Raw genomic sequence first — 22,786 nt, 5'->3', positions numbered from 1 at the left:
AAGAGAAACCGCCACCTACAAACACAGTGAATGTTCCTAGGCGGCGGTTAGTTCGAGCTAAACCGAGCTTTTAGGCTGCTACTTTTCTAGCTCCTCTTCAGGAGCAACAACCTCTTCAAAGCGCGGTACCTCGTCAGGTTCAGCCTCAGCGCTGAAGTCTGGCAATCGCTCTCCTACTCCGAGAAGTTCTGAGATAGCCGCAATCGAGCGCTGCGCGCCCTTGCCATCGCCATATGGGTTAACGGCATTAGCCATTGCAGAATAAGCTGCGTCGTCGTCAAGCAACAGCTTCGCTTGCGCCACGATCAGATTGCGGTCGGTACCGACGAGCTTAACGGTGCCAGCCACCACTGCTTCTGGGCGCTCAGTGTTTTGGCGCATGACCAAAACCGGCTTGCCCAAGGAAGGTGCTTCCTCCTGGACTCCGCCAGAGTCGGTCAGGATAATGGCCGCACGGTTCTGGAGCTTGGTGAACTGATCGTACGGAAGAGGATCAGTAATGATGACGTTCTCCAGCGCCTCAACCTCCGGAAGGACTGCTTCGCGAACCTTCGGGTTCAGGTGCAGCGGCAGCACAAAAATAGTATCCGGATATGCCTTTGCTAGATCCTGTACAGCACCACCGATCTCCTTCATAGCGTCAAGGTTCTCGCGGCGGTGTGTGGTGACAACAACGAAACGCTTGTCCGAGTTAGCGGCCTCAGCAAGAGTTGGATCCGAAAATTCGATGTCCCAAGTTGCTGCTTCAAGGAGAGCATCAATAACCGTATTGCCGGTGACAACGATGTCCTTAGAACGAACGTCCTCGCGGCGCAGGTTCTCCATTGCACCTTCAGTCGGCGCAAGGTGCAGGGCAGCAACCTGACCGATGATCTTACGGTTTGCTTCCTCCGGGAACGGGGACAAGATGTTGCCGGTACGCAGTCCTGCCTCCAGGTGAACGATCTGCACACCGCGGTGGAAGCCAGCAAGAGCCGCTGTCATGGCGGTCGAGGTGTCACCCTGGGAAATAATGACGTCCGGCTCCTCAGCAACGATGATCTCATCCAGGCCAGCAATGGCGCGAGAAACAATCTCATTCAATGTCTGTCCAGGCTTCATCAGCCCCAGATCATGCTTCGGGGAAATGCCAAACATCATGTTGACCTGTTCCAGCATTTCTTTGTGCTGACCAGTCGACACCGCAATCGACTCGAATCGTTCATCAGCCTCAAGCGCCTTGATGACTGGAGCCACCTTGATGGCCTCAGGACGTGTACCGTAAACGGTCATAATTTTTGGCTTAGCCATTGTTCTCCTCAGAGAGTAAAGCGGGAGTAAGTTACTGCATAAGATAAGCGGCACAACATGGGTTGGCGGATTCATACGCGTTCGCTTCACAGAGACAAGTTAGAGAATAGAAAATTGCCAAAGCTTGCGGACAACCACATTTGTTGACGCCCAACCTAATGTAGTCTACCGCCTAATTCACAGACAGAAGTTCGCAAAGCTTCCTGAGAAGTTCCCCGCAGGTTAGAGCAGCCGTGACGGCACTGGCTTAGTTATTCTCGTAATGCAATTCCGCAGAAATGACACTTGGTTCGCCGCCATCAGCACGCGGTGAAATAGCCGTCCAAGTGGCGGTGGTCAAGGCTGCCATCGCCACGGCGGCAGAAGTCGCTTGAGATAGGCACGAATCGGCGTTCACGTCTTAAAGGTATCGTTTCGAAAGTTGCTTGGGAAGAGAGCAAAATAAATTCATTCAATGAGGGGCACCCGACGCACAGCAAGGGTTACAGGTAGGCTGTGAGGAGTTAATTCAAGGAAAAATTCCGAATCGAAGGGTGAGGCTTTCCAACCATGATCCAATTCGTAGTAGGCGCAGCTGCAGGTTATATTTTCGGCACAAAGGCCGGCCGCAAGCGCTATCACCAAATCAAGGGTGCGTACGAAAAAGCGATCAACTCCCCCGTCACAAAAAACGCAGTCAACGCAACCCGGAAGGCAGTGGCAAACAAGCTTGATCCGGAACCCCGCATGAAAGAGGTAAAGGATCTAAGCCGCGGCCGCCGCATCAAAGGAAACCAGCTAGACGGCCGAGACCGTATCTACGAGCCCGACGAAGATTAATTAGGCTGCGGTTAATTAGGCTGCGGCCCACGAAACGCCCTGTCATTGAGCTCACGGCGGGCCTGCTCAAGGGCGACGAGATCGGCGAAAAGCGAGTTATAGGCTTGCTCGTCATCGGAGGGGCGCATGCGGCCTAGTTGGGCCTTAATTTGGGCCACTTGGTCGCCCACACGGGCTTCCTGGAGGCGGGAAAGCACGCTGTCAGCATAGACCTCCCAAGCCTTGGGATCGGACTCATCACCCACCTTGATCGGCTCAACAGAAAGCTCACTGACAAAGTTGCGCGCGGTGAGATCGAGCATCTCCCCTGCCACAGCGGCGATCCATTCCACGCTGGGCAGATTGGCTCCGGCAGCAACGCCACCGACGGTAGAGATAGCCTCCCGAACGATACGATAAGACTCATTCGAGTACGCATCGGCGGTAATCCCGTCGAAGTAAGAACCGGCAAGGCCCGGGTACTGCAAGGCCAGCTTTAGGGCCTCCCGCTGCGGCCACAGGTGGGTCTCACGGGGGCTTGGCACGTGGAATACCGGAGTGTTTTGCTGTGCGGGAGCAGGTGTCCCGGCGTTGATGGGGGCGTCGGCAAGCCGCGTTCTTCGGTCTTGCTTCTTGGGGCGGCGAGCCTCCTGCTGAACCTGCTGCAGGACTTCCTCCGGGTTGGGCCAACCCACCCAGCCGGCTAGGCGGCGGGCGTACTCACGCTGCAGCGGGGCGTCGCGAATCTGCGCTACCACGGGCACCGCACGACGCAATGCTTGCAGACGCCCCTCTGCGGTATCAATGCGGTATTCGCTAAGCACCGATTGGATGACGAACTCGAACATCGGGATGCGGTCCGCGATGAGCTCACGCACCGCGGCGTCGCCCTTGGCCAGGCGCAAATCGCAAGGGTCCATGCCATCCGGCGCCACGGAAACGAAGGACTGGCCCGTGAACGCCTGCTCGCCTTGGAAGGCGCGCATGGCGGCCTTTTGTCCGGCTTCGTCGCCGTCGAAGGTGTAGATGAGCTCGCCGTTGAAGTAGGAATCATCCAGCATTAGCCGGCGCAGGACCTGCAGGTGGTCGCCGCCGAATGCAGTGCCACAGCTGGCCACTGCAGTCTTTACGCCCGCCGCGTACATCGCCATGACATCGGTGTAGCCCTCCACCACCACTGCCTGATGGGCCTCAGCAATGTTGCGCTTGGCCAAATCCAAGCCAAAGAGCACCTTGGACTTGTGATAGAGCATGGTCTCAGGCGTGTTCATGTACTTGCCCAAGTTGTCATCATCAAAAAGCTTGCGCGCGCCGAAACCAATGACGTTGCCGGATAGGTCCTTGATGGGCCACAGGAGGCGGCGGTGGAAGCGATCGATCGGTCCGCGCTTGCCCATCTTGGAGATGCCTGCGGCCTCTAGTTCCTCGAAGGAAAAGCCCATGCGTAGCAGGTGCTTGGTGGCCGTATCCCAGCCTTCCGGGGCATAGCCACACTCAAACTCATAGATGATCTCCTTGCTAAAACCACGGTTCAGCAGGAACTCGCGCGCGGTAGCCGCCTGTGGGGTCTCCAACTGTTGGCGGTAGAACTCGTGCACAGCCTTGTTTGCCGCGATGAGGCGCTGGCGCGTGCCGGGCTTTTCGTTACGGTTGCCCGTGCTGCCGCCCTGATAATTGATGTGATACCCAATCTTCTGGGCCACTGCCTCGACAGCTTCGGGGAAGGAGACCTGCTCCATCTCCATGAGAAAGCTGAATACGTCTCCGCCCTTGCCTGTAGAGAAGCAGTGGTAGTAGCCACGCTGCGGGCGTACGTGGAAGGACGGAGTCTTTTCTTCCTTGAAGGGTGACAGCCCCTTCAAGGAGTCATAGCCAGCCGGCTTGAGCTGGACGTACTCCCCCACGATTTCCTCGATTGGCGCGCGCTCACGGATCGCTTGGATGTCGCTCTCCGGAATTCTGCCTTGTGCCATGCGCTAAAGATTACCCCGCGCGGACTCGCGGGGCTTGGGGTGGGTCTCCCAGATGGTGTCGTTTAGTAGTCCGCTACACAGATAACGGCGACGAAGAGCGGTTTACCCGCCGAAGGGGTCAGCAAAAAGGCCTGAAAGCCACACTGCTTTGTGTATGCAGTTCCGAATCACTTCACGTTGGTGTTAACGGATTGACTGGATTTCTCAATCAGGCGATACGCCTGTAAAGATGGGGGTATGGCCAATCCCCCCTCCTCTCAGAAGAAGCCGCTCGCAGCAATCGGCGGCGTGCTCGTGGTGCTTGCAGCCGGCTACTTCGGAATCGACCTGGCAGGGAACTCTGATGGTGATAGCAGTGCTTCTTCGGCCGGTTCGAGCGCCACTGCGCCGGTTACTGCTGCGCCGACGACTGCTGGTTCTCGGGACGGGTCGGCTAATTCCGCCTATGCGCAGTGCGCGATGGACTCCTTGCCCAAGGAAGCCGAGGATACCGCGGAGGGCATCCTGGCCGGCGGGCCTTATGAGTACCCAGACAATGACAACAAGCGCTTTGGCAACTACGAGGGCGTGCTACCTAAGGAGTCCAAGAACTACTACCGCGAGTACACGGTGAACTCGCCTGGTGTGAACCACCGCGGCGCCAAGCGCATCGTCACTGGTGGCGGCACCGAAACCGACCCTGACGTGTGGTACTACACCGACGATCACTACGAATCCTTCTGCGAGATCCCTGATGCTGAATAATCTCTCCAAAGTACTTATCACGCAGCCACTGGAAAGCCGCGAGGATCTATACGCTGCCCTAGGCACCATCCGCGGTTGTGACGCCTGCATGGCGCCGCGCAACCTCGACGCTCTGGCGGACTTCCTGCGCGAGCACAAGGTGGAAACCATCGTGTCCTCAGCATGGAAGCTGTCCCCCGCTGACACCGCGGCGGTTCTCGAGGTGCTTAAGGACAACGACGTTCGTCTCTTCCGCTGATCTTCTTGCACTGGGACCTCCAAGGGGCCTGACCCCGGAAAGTGGACACGTCGGGGGTCAGGCCCACACGAGGTTTGGGGAGCCCCTCTCCTAGCGCTGAATCCGACTAAGAAGTTGCATAGAGATTGGATTATGGATTGAGATATCGGCCACGCACTTTTAACCCATAAACCCAGAAAACTCAGCCGTGGAGCGCGCCAGGCGCTCCAGGCGGGACTCGGTCATTGAGGCGATCTGGTCCACGATGACGCGCTGGCGCTCCGCGTCAGTTTCGGCGCGGTTAAACCAGAGCCTAAACATCGGATCGAGCGCGCCCGGCGCCCCCGCGGATAAGTAGTCAAAGACGCGGTAGATGCGCTCACGCTGGCGGTCCTGGCGAGCCAAGTGTACCGGTTCGTCCATGACGTAGAGCACCGCGATGGTCTTGAGCAGCTTGACCTCGCCCTGTGCACGCACCGGCACTGCCAGATTGCCGTGCTGGCGGCCCAGCTCCAGCTGTGGCTCTTTGGCCGCGCGGGTGGCCTGCACCGTGGCCCCCACATAGCGGCCCACGAGCTCCGAGGTCATCTTCTTCAGCGTGGTGTAAGAGCGCAGGGAGAAATCGAAGTCGCTGACTGCCCGAATGATGGGCAAGGCGCGGAGGGAATCGGCGGCGTCGAGAAGCTCGTCTGCGGTGCCGCCGAAAGCCTTGGCGCCCTTCTCCGCAAGCGCAGCGAGTTCCACCAGGTCCCACAGCACCGCGAGTGAAATGCGGCCGGAAACGATGCCGTCCTCCACGTCGTGAACGGAGTAGGCGATGTCATCGGACCAGTCCATGGCCTGCGCCTCCATCGAGGGACGCGCGTCAGTATGTCCCTCGCGCAACCAAGCCAGGATGTGTGCGTCCTCGTCGTAGCAGCCGTACTTGCGGTTGACCGTTCCATCCGCATTGGTCTTGGTACGTGGGTACTTGCAGGCGGCATCGAGCGCCGCGCGCGTGAGGTTGAGCCCGTAGGAGTTGTCCTTCGCGTCCACCACCTTCGGCTCTAGCCGGGCCAAGATGCGCAAGGTCTGCGCGTTTCCCTCGAATCCGCCGCACTCTTGGGCCACCTCATTGAGAGCGTTTTCTCCGTTGTGCCCATAGGGCGGATGGCCAATGTCATGGGTCAGGCCCGCCATGTCGCACAGGTCGGGGTCCAAACCAAGCCCGGAGCCGATACCGCGGGCAATCTGCCCCACCTCCAGTGAGTGGGTCAGCCGCGTGCGCGGGGTATCGCCGTCGTGGGGGCCGACTACCTGCGTTTTGTCCGCGAGGCGTCGCAAAGCAGCGGAGTGCAATACGCGAGCCCGATCGCGAGCAAAAGCCCCGCGGTGATCTTCAGCGGCTGGGGTGCCTGGCTCGCTGAAGGCCGATCCTTTGGGGCTCTCATCAAAAAGACGTGCTGCGTCGTGCGCGCTGTAGGAATAACTCACATCTAGCAGTTTAGGCGCTAAAACTGCCATGGTTCATCCGCGGCATACCACCTAAGGCATAAGAAATCGCCCCCGCCGCCTCTCCGAAGAAAGGCAGCAGGGGCGAGAATTCAGTGCTCGAGATTACTTGCTAGACAGTGCGCTCGACAGGCCATCCACGAAGGAGAAAGGCAGGTTTACCAGACCCTGGAGGGTGTTCAGCACGACATCGATGACATTGTTGATTACATCCAACATAAGCGTTCCTTTCCGTTGCTTACACTTGCACAATCAACGTTAAAGTATCCAAAGTCATATTGGAAGCAAAACCAACTGGGAATTTCCTTCGATTCCTGTCAGTTTCCTGACTTTGCACCCACACGCTGGAAGTTCATGGTCTAGATTTCCTGCGAATTTCCTCATGCCGAGCCCTGCGGGAGGGCCTCATCATCGCCTCCACGCGGTGCAGCGCACTCCGCAGGCGCTCCGCGGCCTTCTCACCGAATATTTTGCGCGCGGCGAATACGGCGAGCCCGCCCATCTCGTGGGCAAGGTAGCGCCACCAGGCCCGGGCGAAGGTCGGGGTGGGATATCTCGAGGCGCCGCGCACCTGGGTGCTCATCCCCTCGTCGCGCGCGATGAGCCACACCCGCAACCGGTGTAGCGGATCCGTAATGACGATGGCGTTCGCATACCCGTAGCGCTGACGCACCTCCCGCAGGGACTCCACGGTGTCGTTGCCCACGGGCACCGCCAACACACATGCGTCCGGTACGCGTTCGCTGAGGTAGCTCTGCCCCACCTCAGCCTCGGTAAAACGATCCCCCGGCAGCTTGCCGCCCACGGTGACAATAGGGATCTGCGGGTATAGCGCATGCGCGTCGACGGCCTCCTCGAGGCGCGCAGAAAGAATGCGGGAGGGGCGACCGTCGTATTGCGCGGCCCCCAACACGATGATGGCTTCAATGTTAGCTTCTGAGCTCAGCGCAGGCTCGGCTCCCCGTTGCTCTGCGCAGCGCAGCAGGGGCACGCGGCGAATAATGCGTCTCACTCTCACCAGGCTAACTGTATTCTGGTGGGCATGAATTCTTGTGCGCGTATTGGCCGTGCCGCAGTAGCGGCGTTGTTCGTGGGTCTGGGAACCCTGGCTCCTGGGATTACCCAAGCCGGAGCTGCCCCCTCCCCGCAGCAGATGGTGCTGGCACAGGCAGATCCCTCGACTGTGACGCCGAAGGTCACGGATAACGCCGGAGTGTTGTCCTCGAGTGAGAAGTCCCAGCTACAGGAGAAGATCACCTCCCTGCAGAAGGATGAGGGACTGATTCTTTACGTGGTATTTGAAAACACGTTGCCGGGTACCGCGCAGGACTATGCAGACGAGTTTATTGACGCCAAGGGCCCCAACTCCGCGGTCTACGTGGTGTCAGTTGAAGACCGCAAGGTGGGCGTGCAGACCGGCAACGCTTGGTCTTCCGGGCGCTCGGACGCTATGTACGACGCCGCATCCGCCCACCTCGCCGAGGACGACTTCGGGGGCTCTGCACTCGCGCTTGCCGACGCCGCCGTGAGCGGTTCCACCGGATCTTCCGGTTCCGCAGGTGGCGCAGGTTCCGACTCCGGCTCGGGGGCCGGCTGGCTGGCGGGTGGTGCAGGTGCTCTGGCAGTAGCCGGTGGTGGCATCTGGGCAGCCTCGCGCCGCAAGACCAAGAAGGACAACGCGCAGAACCTCGAATCAGCACGCGCCATCGAGCCGGGCGATACCAACTCGCTGTCATCCCTTCCCACCGAGACCCTGCAGGAGCTGGCCCGCGAAGAGCTGGTCTCCACCGACGAATCCATCCGCCGCGGCAAGGAGGAGCTCGACATCGCCACGGCCGAGTTCGGCCCGGAGCGCACCCGCCCGTTTACCCGCGCGATGAACCACTCCGCCACCACGCTGCAGAAGGCCTTTGCCTTGCAGCAGCGCCTGGATGACTCCATCCCGGAGTCCGAGGCGGAGCGCCGCCAGATGCTCATCGAAATCGTCTCCTCCTGTGGGCAGGCTGACGACGCCCTCGATGCCCAAGCCGCCGACTTTGCCAAGATGCGCGACCTGCTCATCAACTCCGACTCGAAGCTCGACGAGCTGACCCAGCGCACCGTGGACATCCGCACCCGTATTACACAGGCCGAGCAGACCTTGGCGGGCTTGGTGTCCAAGCACCCAGCCGAGGCGCTGGTCTCCATCGAGGACAACCCACACATGGCCACCGTGTCCGTGGGCGAGGCAGAAAAGCTACTAGAGCAAGGCCGCACGCTCGCCGCGCAGCCGGCCGGCCAGCAGGGCGGATTGGTAGGCATCATCCGCGACTCCGAGCACGCCATCGAGGTGGCAGACCGACTGCTCTCCGGCGTGGAAAACGCCGAGGCTAACCTGGCCGCAGCGCACTCCAACTTGAGCGCGCTCATCGCGGAGGTACGCGGCGAGATCGAGGAAGCACAGCAGCTCGAGGCTCAAGGCAAGAAGCTGGGCACCGACGCTGACTGGGAAGCCCTAGGCGACGTCACTTCCCGCGCCCAGCAGGCCGTCAGCGCCGCCGAAGCCGGCCAGGCCACTGACCCGCTCGGCCACTACACCACGCTGATTGCCATCGACTCTGAGCTCGACGAGCGACTCGACGCCGTGCGCGAGGCGACCGCCACGCAGGCCCGCCAGCTGGACCTCTACACCCAGCAGATGCAGGCGGCTGAGTCCAACATCCAGGCCGCCGAGGACGTCATCTCTACCCGCGGCCGCGTGGTCGGCGCGCAGGCCCGTACCGCGCTCGCGGACGCCAAGCGTCTCTATGCGCAGGCGATGCAGCTTAAAAACAGCAACCTGCGCGGTGCCATCGACGCCTCCCGCCAGGCTGTCGCGGCCGCCCAGACCGCAGCCCGCCGCGCCCAGGACGACATTGATTCCTACCGTCGCCGCCAGCAGCGCCAGGCTGCCGGATCCACCGCAGGTGACATCATCACCGGCATGGTCATCGGCCAGATGCTCGGCGGTGGCCGCAGCTACGGCGGTGGCTTCGGTGGTGGCTTCGGTGGCGGCGGCGGAGGCAGCAGCTTCCGCGGCGGCTCCTTCTAGCTCTGCCTGCGCGCCTTTAGCCGCGCAGGCGCCTCGGGGCATCGACAAGCAGGCAACAATAAGTAAGAAATGCCGCGTCGATGTCCGGCACGTTTTCCGCTGCGATATCAAAAATCTCCAGCGCCCCCTTGAACGTGGGGCGGGTGCGTAGGACCTCATTTCCGTCGGCATCGCGAATACGGCGCTCGCGACGGAAGGGGTTCGGCCGGTCCAGTGTGTACTCACGGTCCAGGCACTTGGCCTGCATGTGGCTGACAGTTACGCCCTGCTGAGCCACGTGCAGGGTCTTGCCCGTCGTGGCCGTACCGCGCACCCAAAAGCGCTGGCTACCACTATCCACTGAGTGCTCCAGCAAAATGCGCTCCTGCGCCGCGGCCAATTGTGATTCCTTCACGTTGAGCACATCAGCGCGTACCGTTGCCCACACAGTGCCCTCGGCATCGCTAAGGGTTTCATTTTCCCAGGTTAATTGCTTCCTGTCCATCGTCTTTAAGCAGTACCTAGCGCAAACTAGAAGACGAACAGGGACAACACAGCCACCACCGATGCCAGCACCAAAGTGGCGATGATCGGCATGGCCTTGCCCTGGGTCTTGGCCTCCAAGATGAGGCGAGTAAACCAGCTGAGCGCGACTGTCTCGGCGTCGGAAAGCGCATCCGCGGCAGCCTCCGCATCGAACTCGAGGATGGCCTTGCGCACACCCGAATTCTTCGTGGAGAACTGCGCTACCTTCAACCCGGCTGGGTTCTCAACAATCCAGTCACCGCTGTTTTCGTTGATAAAGGCAAAAGGTCGGCCGTTCAAGTCAGCCTCGATGCGCTTGTCCCGCCCCAAGTTGCCTGTCAAGGCGTAGACGCGGTCCTCCACTCGGGCGGTCGCGCCCGTGGAGAAATCACTGGCAAGCTCCCAGCGCTGGCCATCAATGTCCGCGGAATCCGCGGAGAAGACGCCATACGCCGCAGGGCCTGATTCCATGAGGAGGACAGGGTGCTCGCGGTCAGTGCGGTCCCAGCTGGTGTATTCCATTAGCAGCCAATCAGGCGGGCGGCCAGGTAAGCCTCGAGGTCGTCGATCTTCACGCGCTCCTGTTCCATCGTGTCGCGCTCGCGAACGGTGACGGCACCGTCCTCGAGGGAATCGAAGTCGTAGGTGACGCAGAACGGCGTACCGATCTCATCCTGACGGCGGTAGCGGCGGCCGATAGCACCGGAGGTGTCGTAGTCGACGTTCCAGTTCATGCGAAGCTTGGCAGCCAGCTCACGGGCCGGGTTGGCCAGCTCTTCCTTCTTGGACAGCGGCAGAACCGCAACCTTAACCGGAGCCAGACGGCGGTCCAGGCGCAGAACCACGCGCTTGTCGGTGCCGCCCTTGGAGTTCGGAACCTCTTCCTCGTCATAAGCGTCAACCAGGAAGGCCATCATGGAACGGCCCAGGCCGGCTGCCGGCTCAATGACGTATGGAACCCAGCGCTCCTCGGTGGTCTGGTCGTAGTAGGACAGATCCTCGCCGGAGCCCTTCGCGTGCACGGACAGGTCGTAGTCGGTACGGTTTGCCACGCCCTCGAGCTCGCCCCACTTGGAGCCAGTGAAGCCGAATGCGTACTCCACGTCAACGGTGCGCTTGGAGTAGTGGGACAGCTTCTCCTTCGGGTGCTCGTAGAGACGCAGGTTCTCTTCCTTGATGCCCAGGTCGATGTACCACTGGTAGCGGTCATCAATCCAGTACTGGTGCCACTGCTCGTCCTCGCCCGGCTTGACAAAGAACTCCATCTCCATCTGCTCGAACTCGCGGGTACGGAAGATGAAATTGCCCGGGGTGATCTCGTTACGGAAGGACTTACCGATGTTCGCGATGCCGAACGGCGGCTTCATGCGAGCAGAGGTCATGACGTTCTTGAAGTTCACGAAGATGCCCTGTGCGGTCTCCGGACGCAGGTAGTGCAGGCCCTGCTCGTCATCGACTGGGCCCAGGTAGGTCTTGAGCAGGCCAGAAAAGGCCTTCGGCTCGGTCCAATCACCAGGCTGGCCGGTCTCTGGATCGTTGATGTCAGCGAGGCCGTTTGCCGGCTCGTGGCCGTGCTTTTCCTCATAAGCCTCAAGGAGGTGATCCGCGCGGTAACGCTTACCGGTGTGGCGGGACTCCACTAGTGGGTCAGTGAAGACCTCGACGTGGCCGGAGGAGACCCATACCTGGCGCGGCTGGATGACAGAAGTATCGACGCCAACAACGTCCTCACGGGACTGCACCATGTGGCGCCACCACTGGCGCTTGATGTTTTCCTTGAGCTCAACGCCGAGGGGACCGTAGTCCCACGCGGAGCGAGAACCGCCATAGATTTCACCTGCCTGGTAGACCAATCCGCGGCGCTTGCACAGGCTTACAACGGTATCGATGACGCTTGCCATTATAAAAAAGACTCCTCTGTTAAGGGATAGTCGTGGACAATATTCTCAGTCTATCGTGCCCCATAACGCCCGTGGGCGCTGGGGGGAAAATATATCTGTGGTCTATGCGACTTTAAGCAGACCATAGAGTATCGTATAAATATCAAACGATTAACAGAAATTAGATAGAAGGTGATCTGCGTGGCGAAGACTACCGCTGCAGTTTCCCCCTTTGATGCCAGTGCAGCCGCAACGGTTATCAGCGCTTTGGATTCCCCGTTGCGAATTCGCTTGGTACAGGAGCTGCACGAGCGCGATCACTACGTACACGAGTTGGTCGCCACCACCGGAAAGTCTCAGCCTCTGATTAGCCAGCACCTGCGAGTACTTAAGAAAGCAGGCATCGTCGATTCGGAGCGCTCCGGCCGCGAAGTCCTCTATAAACTGGTAGCCCCTGGCGTGCTTACGCTGCTCGCTGACGCCTCGGCACTCATCAGCCGTTAACTTTATTGGAAACTAGTTGATAAACTAGCGGTCATGGCTCTCCACGAAAGCATCCCTAAGCTTGGGGCTCGTAACACCAAACAACGCACTGCAGTTGTTGAGGTTCTGCGTGAACTCGATAGATTCGCATCTGCCAAGGATATTCACCTTGCCTTGCAGGAACGCAACCACAAGGTCGGTCTGACCACCGTCTACCGCACGCTGCAGTCGCTATCGGACATCGACGCTGTGGACGCACTGCACATGCCCTCCGGTGAGACGCTCTACCGTCATTGCGAATCCGCTAACCACCACCATCACTTGGTATGCACCAAGTGCGGCCGCACCGAGGAAATCGACGGCGGCCCCATCGAGCAATGGGCAAGCTCCGTCGCCGCAGAGCATGACTTCGAGCTCACCGGCCACGATGCCGAAATCTTCGGCATCTGTGCAGACTGCCGCGCCTAACAACCACGAAAGAGCCGTATATCCACAAAATAGCCGTATATCCACAAAATAGCTTCTGCTATTTTGTGCCCCCGAAGCGACGGTCACGCCGTGCATATTCTTCAACCGCGGCGTACAAGTCCTCCGGCGTGAAGTCGGGGAAGAGCTTGTCTTGGTAGATCATCTCCGCGTACGCGGACTGCCATAGCAGGAAGTTCGACGTGCGCTTCTCCCCCGACGGGCGCAGGAACAAATCCACGTCCGGCATGGTGGGGTCATAGAGAGCCGCGCTTAGCGACGCCTCATTAATCGCGCTCGGCTTCAACTCACCCTTGGCCACCTGATCGGCGAGCTTGCGAACGCCGTCGACAAGCTCGGCGCGCCCACCGTAGTTCACGCACATCGCCAGCGTCATGCGCGTGTTGTTCTTGGTCAGCTCCTGCGCGGTCTCGAGCTCCTTGATAACCGAGCGCCACAGGCGCGGGCGGCGTCCGACCCAGACCACGCGCACGCCCTTCTCGTTGAGCCACTCGCGCTGCCGGCGCAGCACGTCGCGGTTAAACGCCATGAGGAAGCGCACCTCTTCGGGACTGCGGCGCCAGTTCTCGGTGGAGAAGGCGTAGGCAGACAGGTACGGGATATTCATGGACAGGCAGGCATCGACGACGTCGAGAAGCACAGCCTCCCCGCGACGATGCCCCTCGGTGCGCTTCATGCCGCGCTCCTCGGCCCAGCGGCCATTGCCGTCCATGACCAGCGCGATGTGCTTGGGCAGGAACTCCTCCGGGATGGCGGGTGGGTTAAGGACTCGGTTCGGGTCTGGCGTAATCACGCGCCTTATCTTACTGGTCCATAACCCCTAACGCGGTAACCTTGCGCTCCAGGTGCCATTGCAGGTGCGCGCGGGTCAGCTGGTGTGCCTCTTGACGCTGCTCATGGGTCGGATTGCTGGGGCACCCGTGCGCCAGCAACCAAATGTGATGCAGTGTCTCCGGGTCCACCTCCGCCGCGCCCGACGGGCGGCACTCGTGGCAGGCCGCACCGCCCACAGCCGGGTGGAAGGCGTGGTGGGGCCCTGGCTTTTGGCACTGCGCGCAATCGAAGAGACTGGGCGCCCAGCCGGCGTGCGCCATCGCCTGCAAGAGGAAGGCGTCGAGGGCCTGGAGCGGGTCGTCGTGCTGCATGACCTGCAGGGTGTGGACCAGCGCGGTGTAGAGGTAAGGGTCGGAGTCGGCGTCGGTGAAAGCCAGGCGCTCGGCCGATTCGAGGGCTGCGCACGCCGCGGTATAACGCTCGTAGTCCTCGATGATGTTGGCGCCGAAGTAGTCCACGGTGTCGGCCTGGGAAATGGTGTAGAGATTGCGGCCGGGATACAGCTGCACGTCGAGGTTCACGAACAGCTGCAGACGGGAGCCGAAGCGTGACTTGGCGCGGCGCACTCCCTTGGCCACTCCCCTGACCAGGCCATGGTTGCGGGTCAGCAGGACGATCACGCGGTCGGCCTCGCCGAAGTCATAGCTGCGGATGACCAAGGCGCGGTCGCGGAAGTTTTCCCTCGCCACGGGCTTAGAAGCCGAGGCGGCCGAGCATCTTCGGGTCCGACTGCCAGTTCTTGAGCACCTTGATGCGCAGGTCCAGGTACACGTTCTGGCCGAGCAGCTGGATGATTTCCTTGCGGGCGGTGCCGACTATGCGCATAAAACGGCGGCCGTCCTTGCCCTCGATGATGCGCTTTTGGCCGGGGCGCTCTAGGTAGAGGACGGCGTGGATGTTGAGGACGTCGGGGCGAGCCTCATCCGGCAGCATCTCGTCGACGGAGACGGCCACGCTGTGCGGCAGCTCGTCTTTGAGCCCAGCCAGCGCAGCCTCGCGGATGAGCTCGGAAATGCGCTTTTCCTGCTCTTCGTCAGTGATGTGATCATCCGGGTAGAACTTAGGCCCCTCCGGCAGGTGATCGACGATGACTTGGGTCAGCTCATCCAGTTGTACGCGCTGGGTGGCCGAAACCGGGATGACCACGGCGTCGGGGTTGTCCTCGCTGAGCAGCTCATGCAGCGCCAAAAGCTGCGCGCCGACCTGGTCCTTGCTGGCCTTATCCAGCTTAGTCACGATGCCGATGATCGGGGTCTTCGGCGCTACCTTGCGGACGTTCTCCAGAATCCAGCGGTCACCTGGTCCGATCTTCTCGTCGGCGGGGATGGTCAGGCCGATGACGTCCACGTCCGCGTACGTGTCCTTGACCATCTCGTTGAGGCGCTCGCCCAGCAGGGTGCGGGGGCGGTGCAGGCCCGGTGTATCCACGACGATAACTTGGGCGTCTTCACGGTGGACCAGGCCGCGGATGGGGTGGCGGGTGGTCTCCGGCTGGTTGGCGGTGATGGCAATCTTCTGGCCTACCAGCGCGTTGGTCAGAGTCGACTTGCCCGTGTTCGGACGGCCCACGAAGGACACGAAGCCGGAGCGGAATCCCTCCGGGGTGTCGGTGTAGTCGGTGTAGTCGAGGGTCTCCCCGTCGGCGGGGAGGTTCTCAAAGGCGGCATCAAAATCGGTACTCATTGCTAGTCATCATAGCCCAGCCGCGTCACAGTAGTACATACGCGTTTGCGGCTGCCCGTGGGCCTCTTCACCGGCGTTCTCCTCTCGCAAATACCCAGGGCTGGAAATGCAGCTTTCTGGTGGAATGGAAGGCGTCGGCAAGCGCGGCGAAACGCGAACAGGACCTCTGGGTTTCCAGGGCTGGGTAACTATGCGGCGCGCCTAGGGCCCATCGCCAACATTCGGCGCACCGTCGCGACAAACTCCTCCGGCCGGGCGCGCAACTCCTCCGGGCTAAAGCGCAGGACCACATAACCCATGTTGAGCAGCTCCTTCTGGCGGCGGTGCTCCGCGCGAATCGCCTCCACAGGCTTGTCTTGGTATTTGACATCGCCGTCGATTTCAATGAGCAACCAGCCGTCAATTGCCAAATCAGCGCGGTACTTGCCCACAACGTACTGCGTGCGCACGTTTATGCCCGCACGCAGCAACAACGCGCGGGCGTAGGACTCCCACGGCGACTCAGAATCAACCACGGTCGCGGCCACCACGGCGCGTGCCGTCGCCACGCCCTTGACGCGGCCCAGCGCGCCCAACGTATCCTGCATGCGACGGCGGCCCACCTGTGCACGCACATAATCCGCGGCGACCAGCCCTTCTTCGAAGCCGTGCAGGCGGGCCATGTCAATCGCGGTACGCTCCAGCGAGGTGAGCTTAATGCCGTGCACAGTGGTGGTCTGCCCGTGCAGGCGGGCAGCTTTATAAGCGAAGAAATGCCCCTTGGATTTCTGCGGTACCGAGCCCGAGGGCAGCACTGCTGGGTATTCGGTGGGGCGGCTAATGGTGGGAATGCCGTGTATCAGAGCCGCAGGCTTTCCGATCAGCACAGCTTTATGCACGGTCCGTGCGTGGATATACACCCGCGCTATGTCGCGTTCCCAGGGTTTGAGCCGATTCCAGAATTGCTTCGACAGCGCGAAGCACCAGGCCGCGCGCACGATTTTGCCGTGGTGCATCTGCAGCCAGCACGGGTCTTCGTTGGATAGTTGGCGAAGGTCAATAAGGTGGGCGTCGATTGTGTCAAAAAGTAACGCGTTGTCCATGCCTTACTTTTAACCGGCGGTGGGTGCTGGCGCGCGGCAAGTGCGGCCAGGATGGTCAAATCCCCAGGGCTGGGCACCCAGACCTCCTGTTCGTTTTTCGCCGCGCTTGCCGACGCCCCGCAATCCACCAGAAAGCTGCATTTCCAGGTCTGGGTATTTGCCAAAAGGCGTGGGGCGGGGGCGCTAAAGCTCCTCGACGTGGAACTGCATCTGCGGTTTAGCGAACACGTCCTGCGACTCGATGAGCTGCAGCTCCTGCGAGTCTGCCTCATAAGTGTTGTGCAGCAAGTCGTACACCGAAGACGCGGTGCGCTTGAGCGCGAGCTTCGCGTCGTGAGTCTCCACGTAGTGGCCGGTGAACAGCGCCGCAGTGACGTCGCCGGAGCCATTGCGCTTGAACGGCAGGAACGGGGTGGCCACGATGAAGGCGCGGTCGCCGTCCACGGCGAGCATCTCGATGGTCTCCTCCGGGGTCTCCGGGCGCTTTACCGAGGTGACCAGCACGGTCTTCGGGCCGATTTCCTGCGCAGCCTTCACGGCCTCGAGGGTCTGCTCCAAGGTGCCGACCTCGTGGTCAGTCAGGTAGCTCAGCTCGAACTGGTTCGGGGTGATGATGTCAGCCACCGGCACGACCTTATCGCGCAGCAGCGGCGGAATCTCGTCCGAGACGAAGCAGCCCGACTTCGCGTTGCCCATGACTGGGTCGCACGCGTAGAGGGCCTTGGGGTTGACGGCCTTGATGCGGGTCACGGCGTCGACAATAGCGCCTGCAATATCCGGACCACCCTGGTAGCCAGAGAGGATTGCGTCGATCTTCTCAAAGGCGCCGCGCTTCTCGATGCCGTCGATAATGCTAGTGACATCAGCAGCTGGGATGAGTGGTCCGCCCCAATCGCCGTAGCCGGTGTGGTTGGAGAAGTTCACCGTGTGAACCGGCCATACCTCGTGGCCCGCGCGCTGGAGCGGGAAGACTGCAGCAGAGTTGCCGACGTGGCCGTAGGTGACATGGGACTGGATCGAAAGAATATTCATGGCACCCATCTTGCTCTATTTCACGGACCGCACAAAAGAAATCGCGGATTTAATTTTTCTCGGGTGCCCGCAGGAGAGGGAGGACGACCTCGTCTACGAATTCGACTAAGCCACGGAAGTTTGGGAATGTTTGCATCGCTCATTCTTGAAATCTCTTGACCTTGACGCGGCGTCATAGTTTATAAAAGCCTTATGAGGATCTCCGAAGTCGCTCGAGCGTTGGGCTGCAGCGTGCGCACAATTCGCCACTATCACCAACGGGGCGTGGTCCCGGAGCCGGAGCGTAAGGCAAACGGATATCGCGACTATTCGCTCGCAGACCTTGCTGCGTTAGTGAAGGTTCGGCAGCTGGCCGTGGCAGGGATTCCGCTCAAATCCCTGACCGGGGAGCCCGAAGATACGTTGTACGATGCGGCGCTTGCAGAAATAGAGCGACGAGTCGCAAATCTGGAAGAACAACGTGCGCGACTCATTCGGCTCAGGAATAATCCGCCAGGGCCAGCTCCCCACGGATTGATGGTTCTTATGAAAGAAGTTCTCGCCGAGAGTGGGCTGTCGGAAGTCGAGATTGCGCAAGAAGTTGATGCATGGGAACTCATGGCCTATTCGGGAGTTGCTACGGCTCAAACGTGGCGCGTGCTTGAGACAAATCTGAGTTCACCTCAATGTGTCTCAAGGATTAGGGCGCAGCATCAACGGTGGAAACAGCTCGGTGAGACCGAACCTGGTCCGGAGTGTGATAAACTCGCCGAACAGTGGTTCAAGTCCTATAACGAAGGCGTCATGAACGGAATTTTTGCAACGTTGAGGCCCGGATATTTGGAGCTCCAGCCGCGCGACATCTCAGCCCGTAAAGGCCAATTGGTGGCCTTGGAATTGGTACGGCGATGAAGGCTAGATCGCTGGTTTTCGCGGTCCTCATTGGTGCCGTCCTGGCGACAGAACTCTATGTCGTCATTGCTGGCGGCGGAAGAGGAACCGTGATCGTTACGGGAGTCATCGCTCTAGAACTTCTTCTGGCTGCCGCTTTTCTTTTCATCAACCGCGACGAGGATATTGCGCCGGTACAAGCAGTGAGGGCCGAGCTCCGTATGTTGAAGACATGCGTACTCGTACTACTACGGCAGCGGCGGTATTCAGGCGTGGCTCTCGACTCCCATCGCGGTTGGTGGGTGATTCCGGCTGCGGTTACAGGAGCGACTGGGATCGAATGCATTGCGATCGAGCTTCTGGTGCCGTGGGCATGGCTGCGCGCGCTAATCCTCGTTGTTTCCCTCTATTCGCTCATCTTGCTGTGGGGAGTCTTTGGCGCCGCCTACACCTATCCACATTTCGTTGATGGGACGTTGGTGCTGCGGCATGCGGGTAGGCAAGTAGTGAGCATTGCCGCGGGAGAAATCGCGAACATCGTACTGTCGCGGGGTTACTCCCATGAGAGATATGCAATTGATGAAGACACGTTGATTTTAGGAAACGGCGACGGGAGCAACGTTCACATCGAGCTTGCGTCGCCACTGCTCGTGCCAGCGCCGAAGTGGCCGTGGCAGAAGGAACAGCTGTCGCATGTCAACCACGTGCAGGTCTGGTTTGATGCTCCGTCAGAAGCAATCACGGCTATTTCACGATCTGCTTAGCGGGTCACTCTAACTACCGCCGTGGTTCAAGCCCATGTCCGCCGCTTTAAGCCGCTCGACTAATCCTCGCGGCGCGGCTCGGCAACTGGGGGGATGCCGCCGCCGGGGACCTCTTTGTCGAGGTTGGCGCGCTCGGCCGCGTCGGGGAAGGCCTTGGGGCCCGAGGGCTTGGGCTGATAGCTCACGCCGCGGGCCGCGAGGTCGTCGTACCAATCAGCCAGCAGCTCGTTCTGCAGGCTAAACATCTCTTTTTCCTCCGCCGGGGTGGCGTGGTCATAGCCCAGCAGGTGGAGGCAACCATGCACCGTCAGCAACGCGAGCTCGTGGCCCAGCGAGTGGCCCGCCGCGTTGGCTTGGCGCAGCGCAAACTCGGGGCAGAGCACGATGTCGCCGAGCATGGCCGGGCCCATTTCGGGGGCGTCGGGACGCGTGCCCAACGCGCCCGGCGTGATCTCATCCATGGGGAAACTCATGACGTCGGTTGGGCCCTCGAGGTCCATCCAGCGCACGTGCAGGTCCGCAATAGTCTCCAAGTCGACCGCGGTGATGGTGCACTCGGCGTCCGGGTTGATGTCCATGGCTCCAAAGGCAAAGGATGCAACGTCGATGAGCATCTCCTCGTTGACGCCCTCAAAGCCGGACTCGTTGATGAACTCGATGGACATTTATTCGCCTTCCTCTACGTACTTGGACGCTGCGTTCTTAGCGGCGCTTTTCGCCTCAGCGGCATCATAAGCGTTGACGATACGGCTCACGAGCTGGTGCCTGACCACGTCGCCCGAGCCCAGGTCCGCAAAGTGAATATCCGGCACGCCTTCCAAAATGCGGCGCACTAAGCGCAGGCCGGAGACCTGACCGCGTGGGAGGTCCACCTGCGAGATGTCACCCGTGACCACGATCTTGGAGCCAAAGCCCAGACGGGTCAGGAACATCTTCATCTGCGCCGGGGTGGTGTTTTGGGCCTCGTCGAGGATGACGAAGGCGTCGTTCAGCGTGCGGCCACGCATGTACGCCAGCGGGGCGACCTCAATGATGCCGGCCTCCATGAGCTTCGGAATCATCTCGGGGTCAAGCATGTCGCGCAGGGCGTCGTAAAGCGGGCGCAGGTACGGGTCAATCTTGTCATTTAAGGTTCCCGGGAGGAAGCCCAGTTTCTCTCCCGCCTCGACGGCCGGGCGGGTCAAGATGATGCGCGAGACCTGCTTGGTCTGCAGGGCCTGAACCGCCTTGGCCACGGCCAGGTAGGTCTTGCCGGAGCCGGCCGGGCCGATGCCGAAGACCACGGTGTTGTCATCGATGGCCTGGACGTACTCGGACTGGCCTACCGTCTTCGGGCGCACGGACTTGCCGCGGCGTTTGACGATGTCCGCCGCCAGCGCAGCGGAAACTGACTGTGGGGCGTCAACAGCCACCATGTCCACGGTGTGCTTAACGGTATCGGTGCTCACGGAGTGGCCGCGGCGCGCGATAGCCTCGAGCTCCTCAAGGACCTTCGCGGCGCGGGCCACCTCGTAGTCAGGGCCGGTAACCGTAACGGTGGTTCCCCGGGCGAATAGGTCCGCGTCCAGCAGGTTATTGAGCACGCGCAGATTATCGTCCGCGCTGCCCAACACGGTGGCTACGTAGGCGGAGTCGAGCTCAAACTTCTTGGTGATAATAGGCACTCTCACAGGCTACCAGCGGTCAGTGCGGGTGCCGATTGCAGCAAGGGCCACCATGGCTGCCGACGCCGTGCGCAAGACCTCCGGACCAAGCTTGATGGACTGCGCGCCGAGGCGCTCCAGCTCCTCCGCACCGATTCCACCTTCTGGGCCGACGAGCAGGTAGACCGTGCCCTCCAGCGGGACGTCCTTGATGGAGGCGGTGGCTTCCTCGTGCAGCACGTAGGCGGTTTGGCCGGCGATGAGCTGCGCGACCTGCGGCGTGGTTAGCGGCCCCGAGACCGCCGGGATGCGGTCACGGCGGGACTGTTTCGCGGCAGCAATCGCTGCCGCCTCCCACTTGGCCAAGGCCTTGGGCGCCTTCTTGGCATCCCACTTGGACACGCAGCGATCGGCTTGCCACGCGATGATTTCGTCGGCGCCGGCCTGGGTGGCCAAGTCCACGGCGAGTTCGGAGCGCTCGGACTTCGGGATGGCCTGAACCACCACGACGCGGGGGTTGGGCTCGGGCGCAAAAGTCACGGCGTCGACAAGCGCGGCCAAATGATCCTTGCCCGAAACGGACTGGATGGTGGCCAAGGCGGCGGTGCCCGTGCCGTCGATGAGCTTGAGCCGCTCCCCTACGCTAAGGCGCTTGACCGTCACCGCGTGGCGGCCCTCGGGACCTTCGAGACCCACCGGCTCGCCCACGCGGGCCTGCGAAAGATCAGGGTGGATGAAGACCGGCAGCGACATTAGCGGCGGAACCTATCGCGGATGCGGGAGAAGAAGGACTCCTCTTGGCCGTCACCGGACTCGCGCACGCGGGCGCCCTCGTCGCGGGAATCGCGGACCTTCTCGAGCAGCTCGCGGGTCTTCTTGTCGAGCTCCTTCGGAACCACGACATCAACGTGGGCAAACAGGTTGCCAAAGCCATCGGTGCGCAGGCGCGGCATGCCCTTGCCCTCGACCTTGATGGACTCGCCCGGCTGGGTGCCCGGCTCGATGTCGATGTTGAGCTCCTCGCCATCTAGCTGATCGATGGTGAAGTTGGTGCCCAGCGCTGCGTCCACCATGGGCACGCGCACGGTCAGGTGCAGGTCGTCGGCGTTGCGCTCGAAGACGGCGTGGGGTTTGGTGGAGACCTCCACGTACAGATCACCAGCAGGGCCGCCGCCGTGGCCGACCTCGCCTTGAGAGGCCATGCGGATGCGCATGCCGTCGCCGATGCCAGCCGGGATGTTCACGGTGAGATCGCGGCGCTTCTTCACGCGGCCGTCGCCGCCACAGTGATTGCAGGGGTCGGTGATGACCTCACCGAAGCCCTGGCACTGCGGGCACGGACGGGTGGTCATGACGTTGCCCAGGAAGCTGCGCTGCATCTCCTGGATTTCACCCATGCCGCCGCACCCCTGGCAGGTAACTGGCTTGGCCTTGGAAGCAGAGCCGGTGCCCTCGCAGCGGTCACAGAGCACAGCGGTATCTACGGTGACCTGCTTCTTCAGGCCGGAATAAGCCTCTTCCAGGGTGATGGTGGTGCGCAGCAGGGCATCGTTGCCCGGCTGCACGCGGGAACGCGGGCCACGCGAGCCGCCGGCCGCGCCACCGAAGAACTCGGCGAAGATATCACCAAGGCCGCCGCCCCCAAAGCCACCGCCGAAGCCTGCCCCGCCGCCGCGTTCCTCCATGGGGTCGCCGCCCATGTCCACGATTTGGCGCTTTTGTGGGTCGAGGAGAACCTCCTGTGCGAGGGAGGCCTCGCGGAACTTCTCGGCAGCTTCGTCATCACCCGGATTGACGTCTGGGTGGTACTTGCGCGCAAGTTTGCGGTAGGCCTTCTTGATTTCGGCGTCGGAAGCGGATTTTTCTACACCAAGGATGCCGTAATAGTCACGAGCCACTTAATGAAAGTCCTTATCTAAAATTAGAGTCACTGGGAAAAGTT

Annotated in this window: 24 protein-coding genes; 8 read left to right on the top strand and 16 right to left on the bottom strand. The window is 61.0% G+C overall.

Annotated features, from left to right (window positions below):
* Positions 1–78: 78 nt before the first annotated feature.
* Complete coding sequence (wecB, locus tag CHU71_RS03965) at positions 79–1,290, bottom strand: non-hydrolyzing UDP-N-acetylglucosamine 2-epimerase (RefSeq protein WP_086890954.1); 1,212 nt, start codon at positions 1,288–1,290, stop codon at positions 79–81.
* A 549-nt stretch (positions 1,291–1,839) separates the two neighbouring features.
* On the opposite strand from wecB, the gene CHU71_RS03960 reads away from it, so the two are divergent.
* The gene (locus CHU71_RS03960; protein WP_086890953.1) at positions 1,840–2,109 is read left to right on the top strand and encodes a hypothetical protein; all 270 of its coding nucleotides are present in this window, start codon (positions 1,840–1,842) and stop codon (positions 2,107–2,109) included.
* An 11-nt stretch (positions 2,110–2,120) separates the two neighbouring features.
* Here the strand turns inward: CHU71_RS03960 and dnaG are convergent, their stop codons facing one another.
* A complete protein-coding gene (gene dnaG, locus CHU71_RS03955) occupies positions 2,121–4,061 on the bottom strand; it encodes a DNA primase (protein WP_147760240.1) in 1,941 nt (646 codons plus the stop codon).
* 237 nt (positions 4,062–4,298) lie between these two features.
* On the opposite strand from dnaG, the gene CHU71_RS03950 reads away from it, so the two are divergent.
* Together CHU71_RS03950 and CHU71_RS03945 are read left to right on the top strand one after the other, a co-directional pair.
* Positions 4,299–4,805: a ribonuclease domain-containing protein gene (locus CHU71_RS03950; RefSeq protein ID WP_147760239.1), complete on the top strand. Its 507-nt coding sequence runs from the start codon at positions 4,299–4,301 to the stop codon at positions 4,803–4,805.
* On the top strand, positions 4,795–5,043 hold the full coding sequence (locus tag CHU71_RS03945; RefSeq protein ID WP_147760238.1) for a hypothetical protein: 249 nt from the start codon (positions 4,795–4,797) through the stop codon (positions 5,041–5,043). The genes CHU71_RS03950 and CHU71_RS03945 overlap by 11 nt, the downstream gene beginning before the upstream one ends.
* 159 nt (positions 5,044–5,202) lie before the next feature.
* On the opposite strand, the gene CHU71_RS03940 is transcribed toward CHU71_RS03945, so the two are convergent.
* Positions 5,203–6,495, bottom strand: coding sequence for a deoxyguanosinetriphosphate triphosphohydrolase (locus tag CHU71_RS03940; protein ID WP_147760237.1), 1,293 nt, complete (start codon positions 6,493–6,495; stop codon positions 5,203–5,205).
* A 370-nt stretch (positions 6,496–6,865) separates the two neighbouring features.
* Positions 6,866–7,525, bottom strand: a complete 660-nt coding sequence (locus tag CHU71_RS03935; protein WP_244080704.1) for a YdcF family protein — start codon at positions 7,523–7,525, stop codon at positions 6,866–6,868.
* Between the two features lie 30 nt (positions 7,526–7,555).
* Here CHU71_RS03935 and CHU71_RS03930 point away from each other — a divergent pair, with 30 nt between their 5' ends.
* Positions 7,556–9,583 carry a TPM domain-containing protein gene (locus CHU71_RS03930; protein ID WP_255456388.1) on the top strand — a complete coding sequence of 676 codons (2,028 nt, stop codon included), beginning with the start codon at positions 7,556–7,558 and terminating at the stop codon, positions 9,581–9,583.
* 16 nt (positions 9,584–9,599) lie between these two features.
* Here the strand turns inward: CHU71_RS03930 and CHU71_RS03925 are convergent, their stop codons facing one another.
* From CHU71_RS03925 to CHU71_RS03915, 3 genes are read right to left on the bottom strand one after another with little or no spacing between them, the layout of a single operon-like run.
* Positions 9,600–10,067, bottom strand: coding sequence for a hypothetical protein (locus CHU71_RS03925; protein ID WP_070420796.1), 468 nt, complete (start codon positions 10,065–10,067; stop codon positions 9,600–9,602).
* Positions 10,068–10,093: 26 nt separating this feature from the next.
* Positions 10,094–10,609, bottom strand: coding sequence for a hypothetical protein (locus CHU71_RS03920; protein ID WP_110332993.1), 516 nt, complete (start codon positions 10,607–10,609; stop codon positions 10,094–10,096).
* Positions 10,609–11,988 carry a glycine--tRNA ligase gene (locus tag CHU71_RS03915; RefSeq protein ID WP_147760235.1) on the bottom strand — a complete coding sequence of 460 codons (1,380 nt, stop codon included), beginning with the start codon at positions 11,986–11,988 and terminating at the stop codon, positions 10,609–10,611. Before CHU71_RS03915 ends, CHU71_RS03920 begins: the two co-directional genes overlap by 1 nt.
* A gap of 180 nt (positions 11,989–12,168) precedes the next feature.
* On the opposite strand from CHU71_RS03915, the gene CHU71_RS03910 reads away from it, so the two are divergent.
* Both CHU71_RS03910 and CHU71_RS03905 read left to right on the top strand, forming a co-directional pair.
* Entirely contained in the window at positions 12,169–12,471 is a 303-nt protein-coding gene (locus CHU71_RS03910) for a helix-turn-helix transcriptional regulator (protein ID WP_147760234.1), read from the top strand.
* Between the two features lie 33 nt (positions 12,472–12,504).
* A complete protein-coding gene (locus CHU71_RS03905; RefSeq protein WP_147760233.1) occupies positions 12,505–12,918 on the top strand; it encodes a Fur family transcriptional regulator in 414 nt (137 codons plus the stop codon).
* 58 nt (positions 12,919–12,976) lie between these two features.
* Here CHU71_RS03905 and CHU71_RS03900 read toward each other — a convergent pair whose 3' ends face one another.
* From CHU71_RS03900 to pdxY, 5 genes are all read right to left on the bottom strand, one after another.
* Positions 12,977–13,729 (bottom strand): isoprenyl transferase, encoded by a 753-nt coding sequence (locus CHU71_RS03900; RefSeq protein WP_005528451.1) that lies wholly within the window; start codon positions 13,727–13,729, stop codon positions 12,977–12,979.
* A 10-nt stretch (positions 13,730–13,739) separates the two neighbouring features.
* Positions 13,740–14,459 carry a DNA repair protein RecO gene (gene recO, locus CHU71_RS03895; RefSeq protein ID WP_147760232.1) on the bottom strand — a complete coding sequence of 240 codons (720 nt, stop codon included), beginning with the start codon at positions 14,457–14,459 and terminating at the stop codon, positions 13,740–13,742.
* 4 nt (positions 14,460–14,463) lie between these two features.
* Positions 14,464–15,453 (bottom strand): GTPase Era, encoded by a 990-nt coding sequence (gene era / locus CHU71_RS03890; RefSeq protein ID WP_147760231.1) that lies wholly within the window; start codon positions 15,451–15,453, stop codon positions 14,464–14,466.
* Between the two features lie 188 nt (positions 15,454–15,641).
* On the bottom strand, positions 15,642–16,535 hold the full coding sequence (locus CHU71_RS03885; protein WP_147760230.1) for an endonuclease domain-containing protein: 894 nt from the start codon (positions 16,533–16,535) through the stop codon (positions 15,642–15,644).
* 183 nt (positions 16,536–16,718) lie between these two features.
* Positions 16,719–17,567, bottom strand: coding sequence for a pyridoxal kinase PdxY (gene pdxY, locus CHU71_RS03880; RefSeq protein WP_147760229.1), 849 nt, complete (start codon positions 17,565–17,567; stop codon positions 16,719–16,721).
* Positions 17,568–17,759: 192 nt separating this feature from the next.
* Between pdxY and CHU71_RS03875 the strand changes: the two genes are divergently transcribed.
* Both CHU71_RS03875 and CHU71_RS03870 read left to right on the top strand, forming a co-directional pair.
* Positions 17,760–18,458, top strand: coding sequence for a MerR family transcriptional regulator (locus CHU71_RS03875; protein ID WP_147760228.1), 699 nt, complete (start codon positions 17,760–17,762; stop codon positions 18,456–18,458).
* An 89-nt stretch (positions 18,459–18,547) separates the two neighbouring features.
* On the top strand, positions 18,548–19,201 hold the full coding sequence (locus tag CHU71_RS03870) for a hypothetical protein (RefSeq protein WP_147760227.1): 654 nt from the start codon (positions 18,548–18,550) through the stop codon (positions 19,199–19,201).
* A 59-nt stretch (positions 19,202–19,260) separates the two neighbouring features.
* Here CHU71_RS03870 and ybeY read toward each other — a convergent pair whose 3' ends face one another.
* The 4 genes from ybeY to dnaJ are packed head-to-tail and all read right to left on the bottom strand — an operon-like array spanning position 19,261 to position 22,742.
* Positions 19,261–19,866, bottom strand: coding sequence for an rRNA maturation RNase YbeY (ybeY, locus tag CHU71_RS03865; protein WP_070420787.1), 606 nt, complete (start codon positions 19,864–19,866; stop codon positions 19,261–19,263).
* Positions 19,867–20,865 carry a PhoH family protein gene (locus CHU71_RS03860; RefSeq protein ID WP_147760226.1) on the bottom strand — a complete coding sequence of 333 codons (999 nt, stop codon included), beginning with the start codon at positions 20,863–20,865 and terminating at the stop codon, positions 19,867–19,869.
* Positions 20,866–20,874: 9 nt separating this feature from the next.
* Positions 20,875–21,597, bottom strand: coding sequence for a 16S rRNA (uracil(1498)-N(3))-methyltransferase (locus CHU71_RS03855; protein ID WP_147760225.1), 723 nt, complete (start codon positions 21,595–21,597; stop codon positions 20,875–20,877).
* Positions 21,597–22,742, bottom strand: coding sequence for a molecular chaperone DnaJ (gene dnaJ / locus CHU71_RS03850; RefSeq protein ID WP_147760224.1), 1,146 nt, complete (start codon positions 22,740–22,742; stop codon positions 21,597–21,599). The genes CHU71_RS03855 and dnaJ overlap by 1 nt, the downstream gene beginning before the upstream one ends.
* Positions 22,743–22,786: the final 44 nt, after the last annotated feature.

The organism is Corynebacterium sp. LK14, from assembly GCF_008042215.1.
In the GTDB taxonomy this organism is placed as follows: domain Bacteria; phylum Actinomycetota; class Actinomycetes; order Mycobacteriales; family Mycobacteriaceae; genus Corynebacterium; species Corynebacterium striatum.
This window is presented reverse-complemented; position numbering and strand designations above follow the sequence as displayed.

Coding starts and splice junctions, on each gene's coding strand:
- wecB (WP_086890954.1), bottom strand. CDS start 1,290: ATGGCTAAGCCAAAAATTATGACCGTTTACGGTACACGTCCTGAGGCC.
- CHU71_RS03960 (WP_086890953.1), top strand. CDS start 1,840: ATGATCCAATTCGTAGTAGGCGCAGCTGCAGGTTATATTTTCGGCACA.
- dnaG (WP_147760240.1), bottom strand. CDS start 4,061: ATGGCACAAGGCAGAATTCCGGAGAGCGACATCCAAGCGATCCGTGAG.
- CHU71_RS03950 (WP_147760239.1), top strand. CDS start 4,299: ATGGCCAATCCCCCCTCCTCTCAGAAGAAGCCGCTCGCAGCAATCGGC.
- CHU71_RS03945 (WP_147760238.1), top strand. CDS start 4,795: ATGCTGAATAATCTCTCCAAAGTACTTATCACGCAGCCACTGGAAAGC.
- CHU71_RS03930 (WP_255456388.1), top strand. CDS start 7,556: ATGAATTCTTGTGCGCGTATTGGCCGTGCCGCAGTAGCGGCGTTGTTC.
- CHU71_RS03925 (WP_070420796.1), bottom strand. CDS start 10,067: ATGGACAGGAAGCAATTAACCTGGGAAAATGAAACCCTTAGCGATGCC.
- CHU71_RS03920 (WP_110332993.1), bottom strand. CDS start 10,609: ATGGAATACACCAGCTGGGACCGCACTGACCGCGAGCACCCTGTCCTC.
- CHU71_RS03915 (WP_147760235.1), bottom strand. CDS start 11,988: ATGGCAAGCGTCATCGATACCGTTGTAAGCCTGTGCAAGCGCCGCGGA.
- CHU71_RS03905 (WP_147760233.1), top strand. CDS start 12,505: ATGGCTCTCCACGAAAGCATCCCTAAGCTTGGGGCTCGTAACACCAAA.
- era (WP_147760231.1), bottom strand. CDS start 15,453: ATGAGTACCGATTTTGATGCCGCCTTTGAGAACCTCCCCGCCGACGGG.
- CHU71_RS03885 (WP_147760230.1), bottom strand. CDS start 16,535: ATGGACAACGCGTTACTTTTTGACACAATCGACGCCCACCTTATTGAC.
- pdxY (WP_147760229.1), bottom strand. CDS start 17,567: ATGAATATTCTTTCGATCCAGTCCCATGTCACCTACGGCCACGTCGGC.
- CHU71_RS03875 (WP_147760228.1), top strand. CDS start 17,760: ATGAGGATCTCCGAAGTCGCTCGAGCGTTGGGCTGCAGCGTGCGCACA.
- ybeY (WP_070420787.1), bottom strand. CDS start 19,866: ATGTCCATCGAGTTCATCAACGAGTCCGGCTTTGAGGGCGTCAACGAG.
- CHU71_RS03855 (WP_147760225.1), bottom strand. CDS start 21,597: ATGTCGCTGCCGGTCTTCATCCACCCTGATCTTTCGCAGGCCCGCGTG.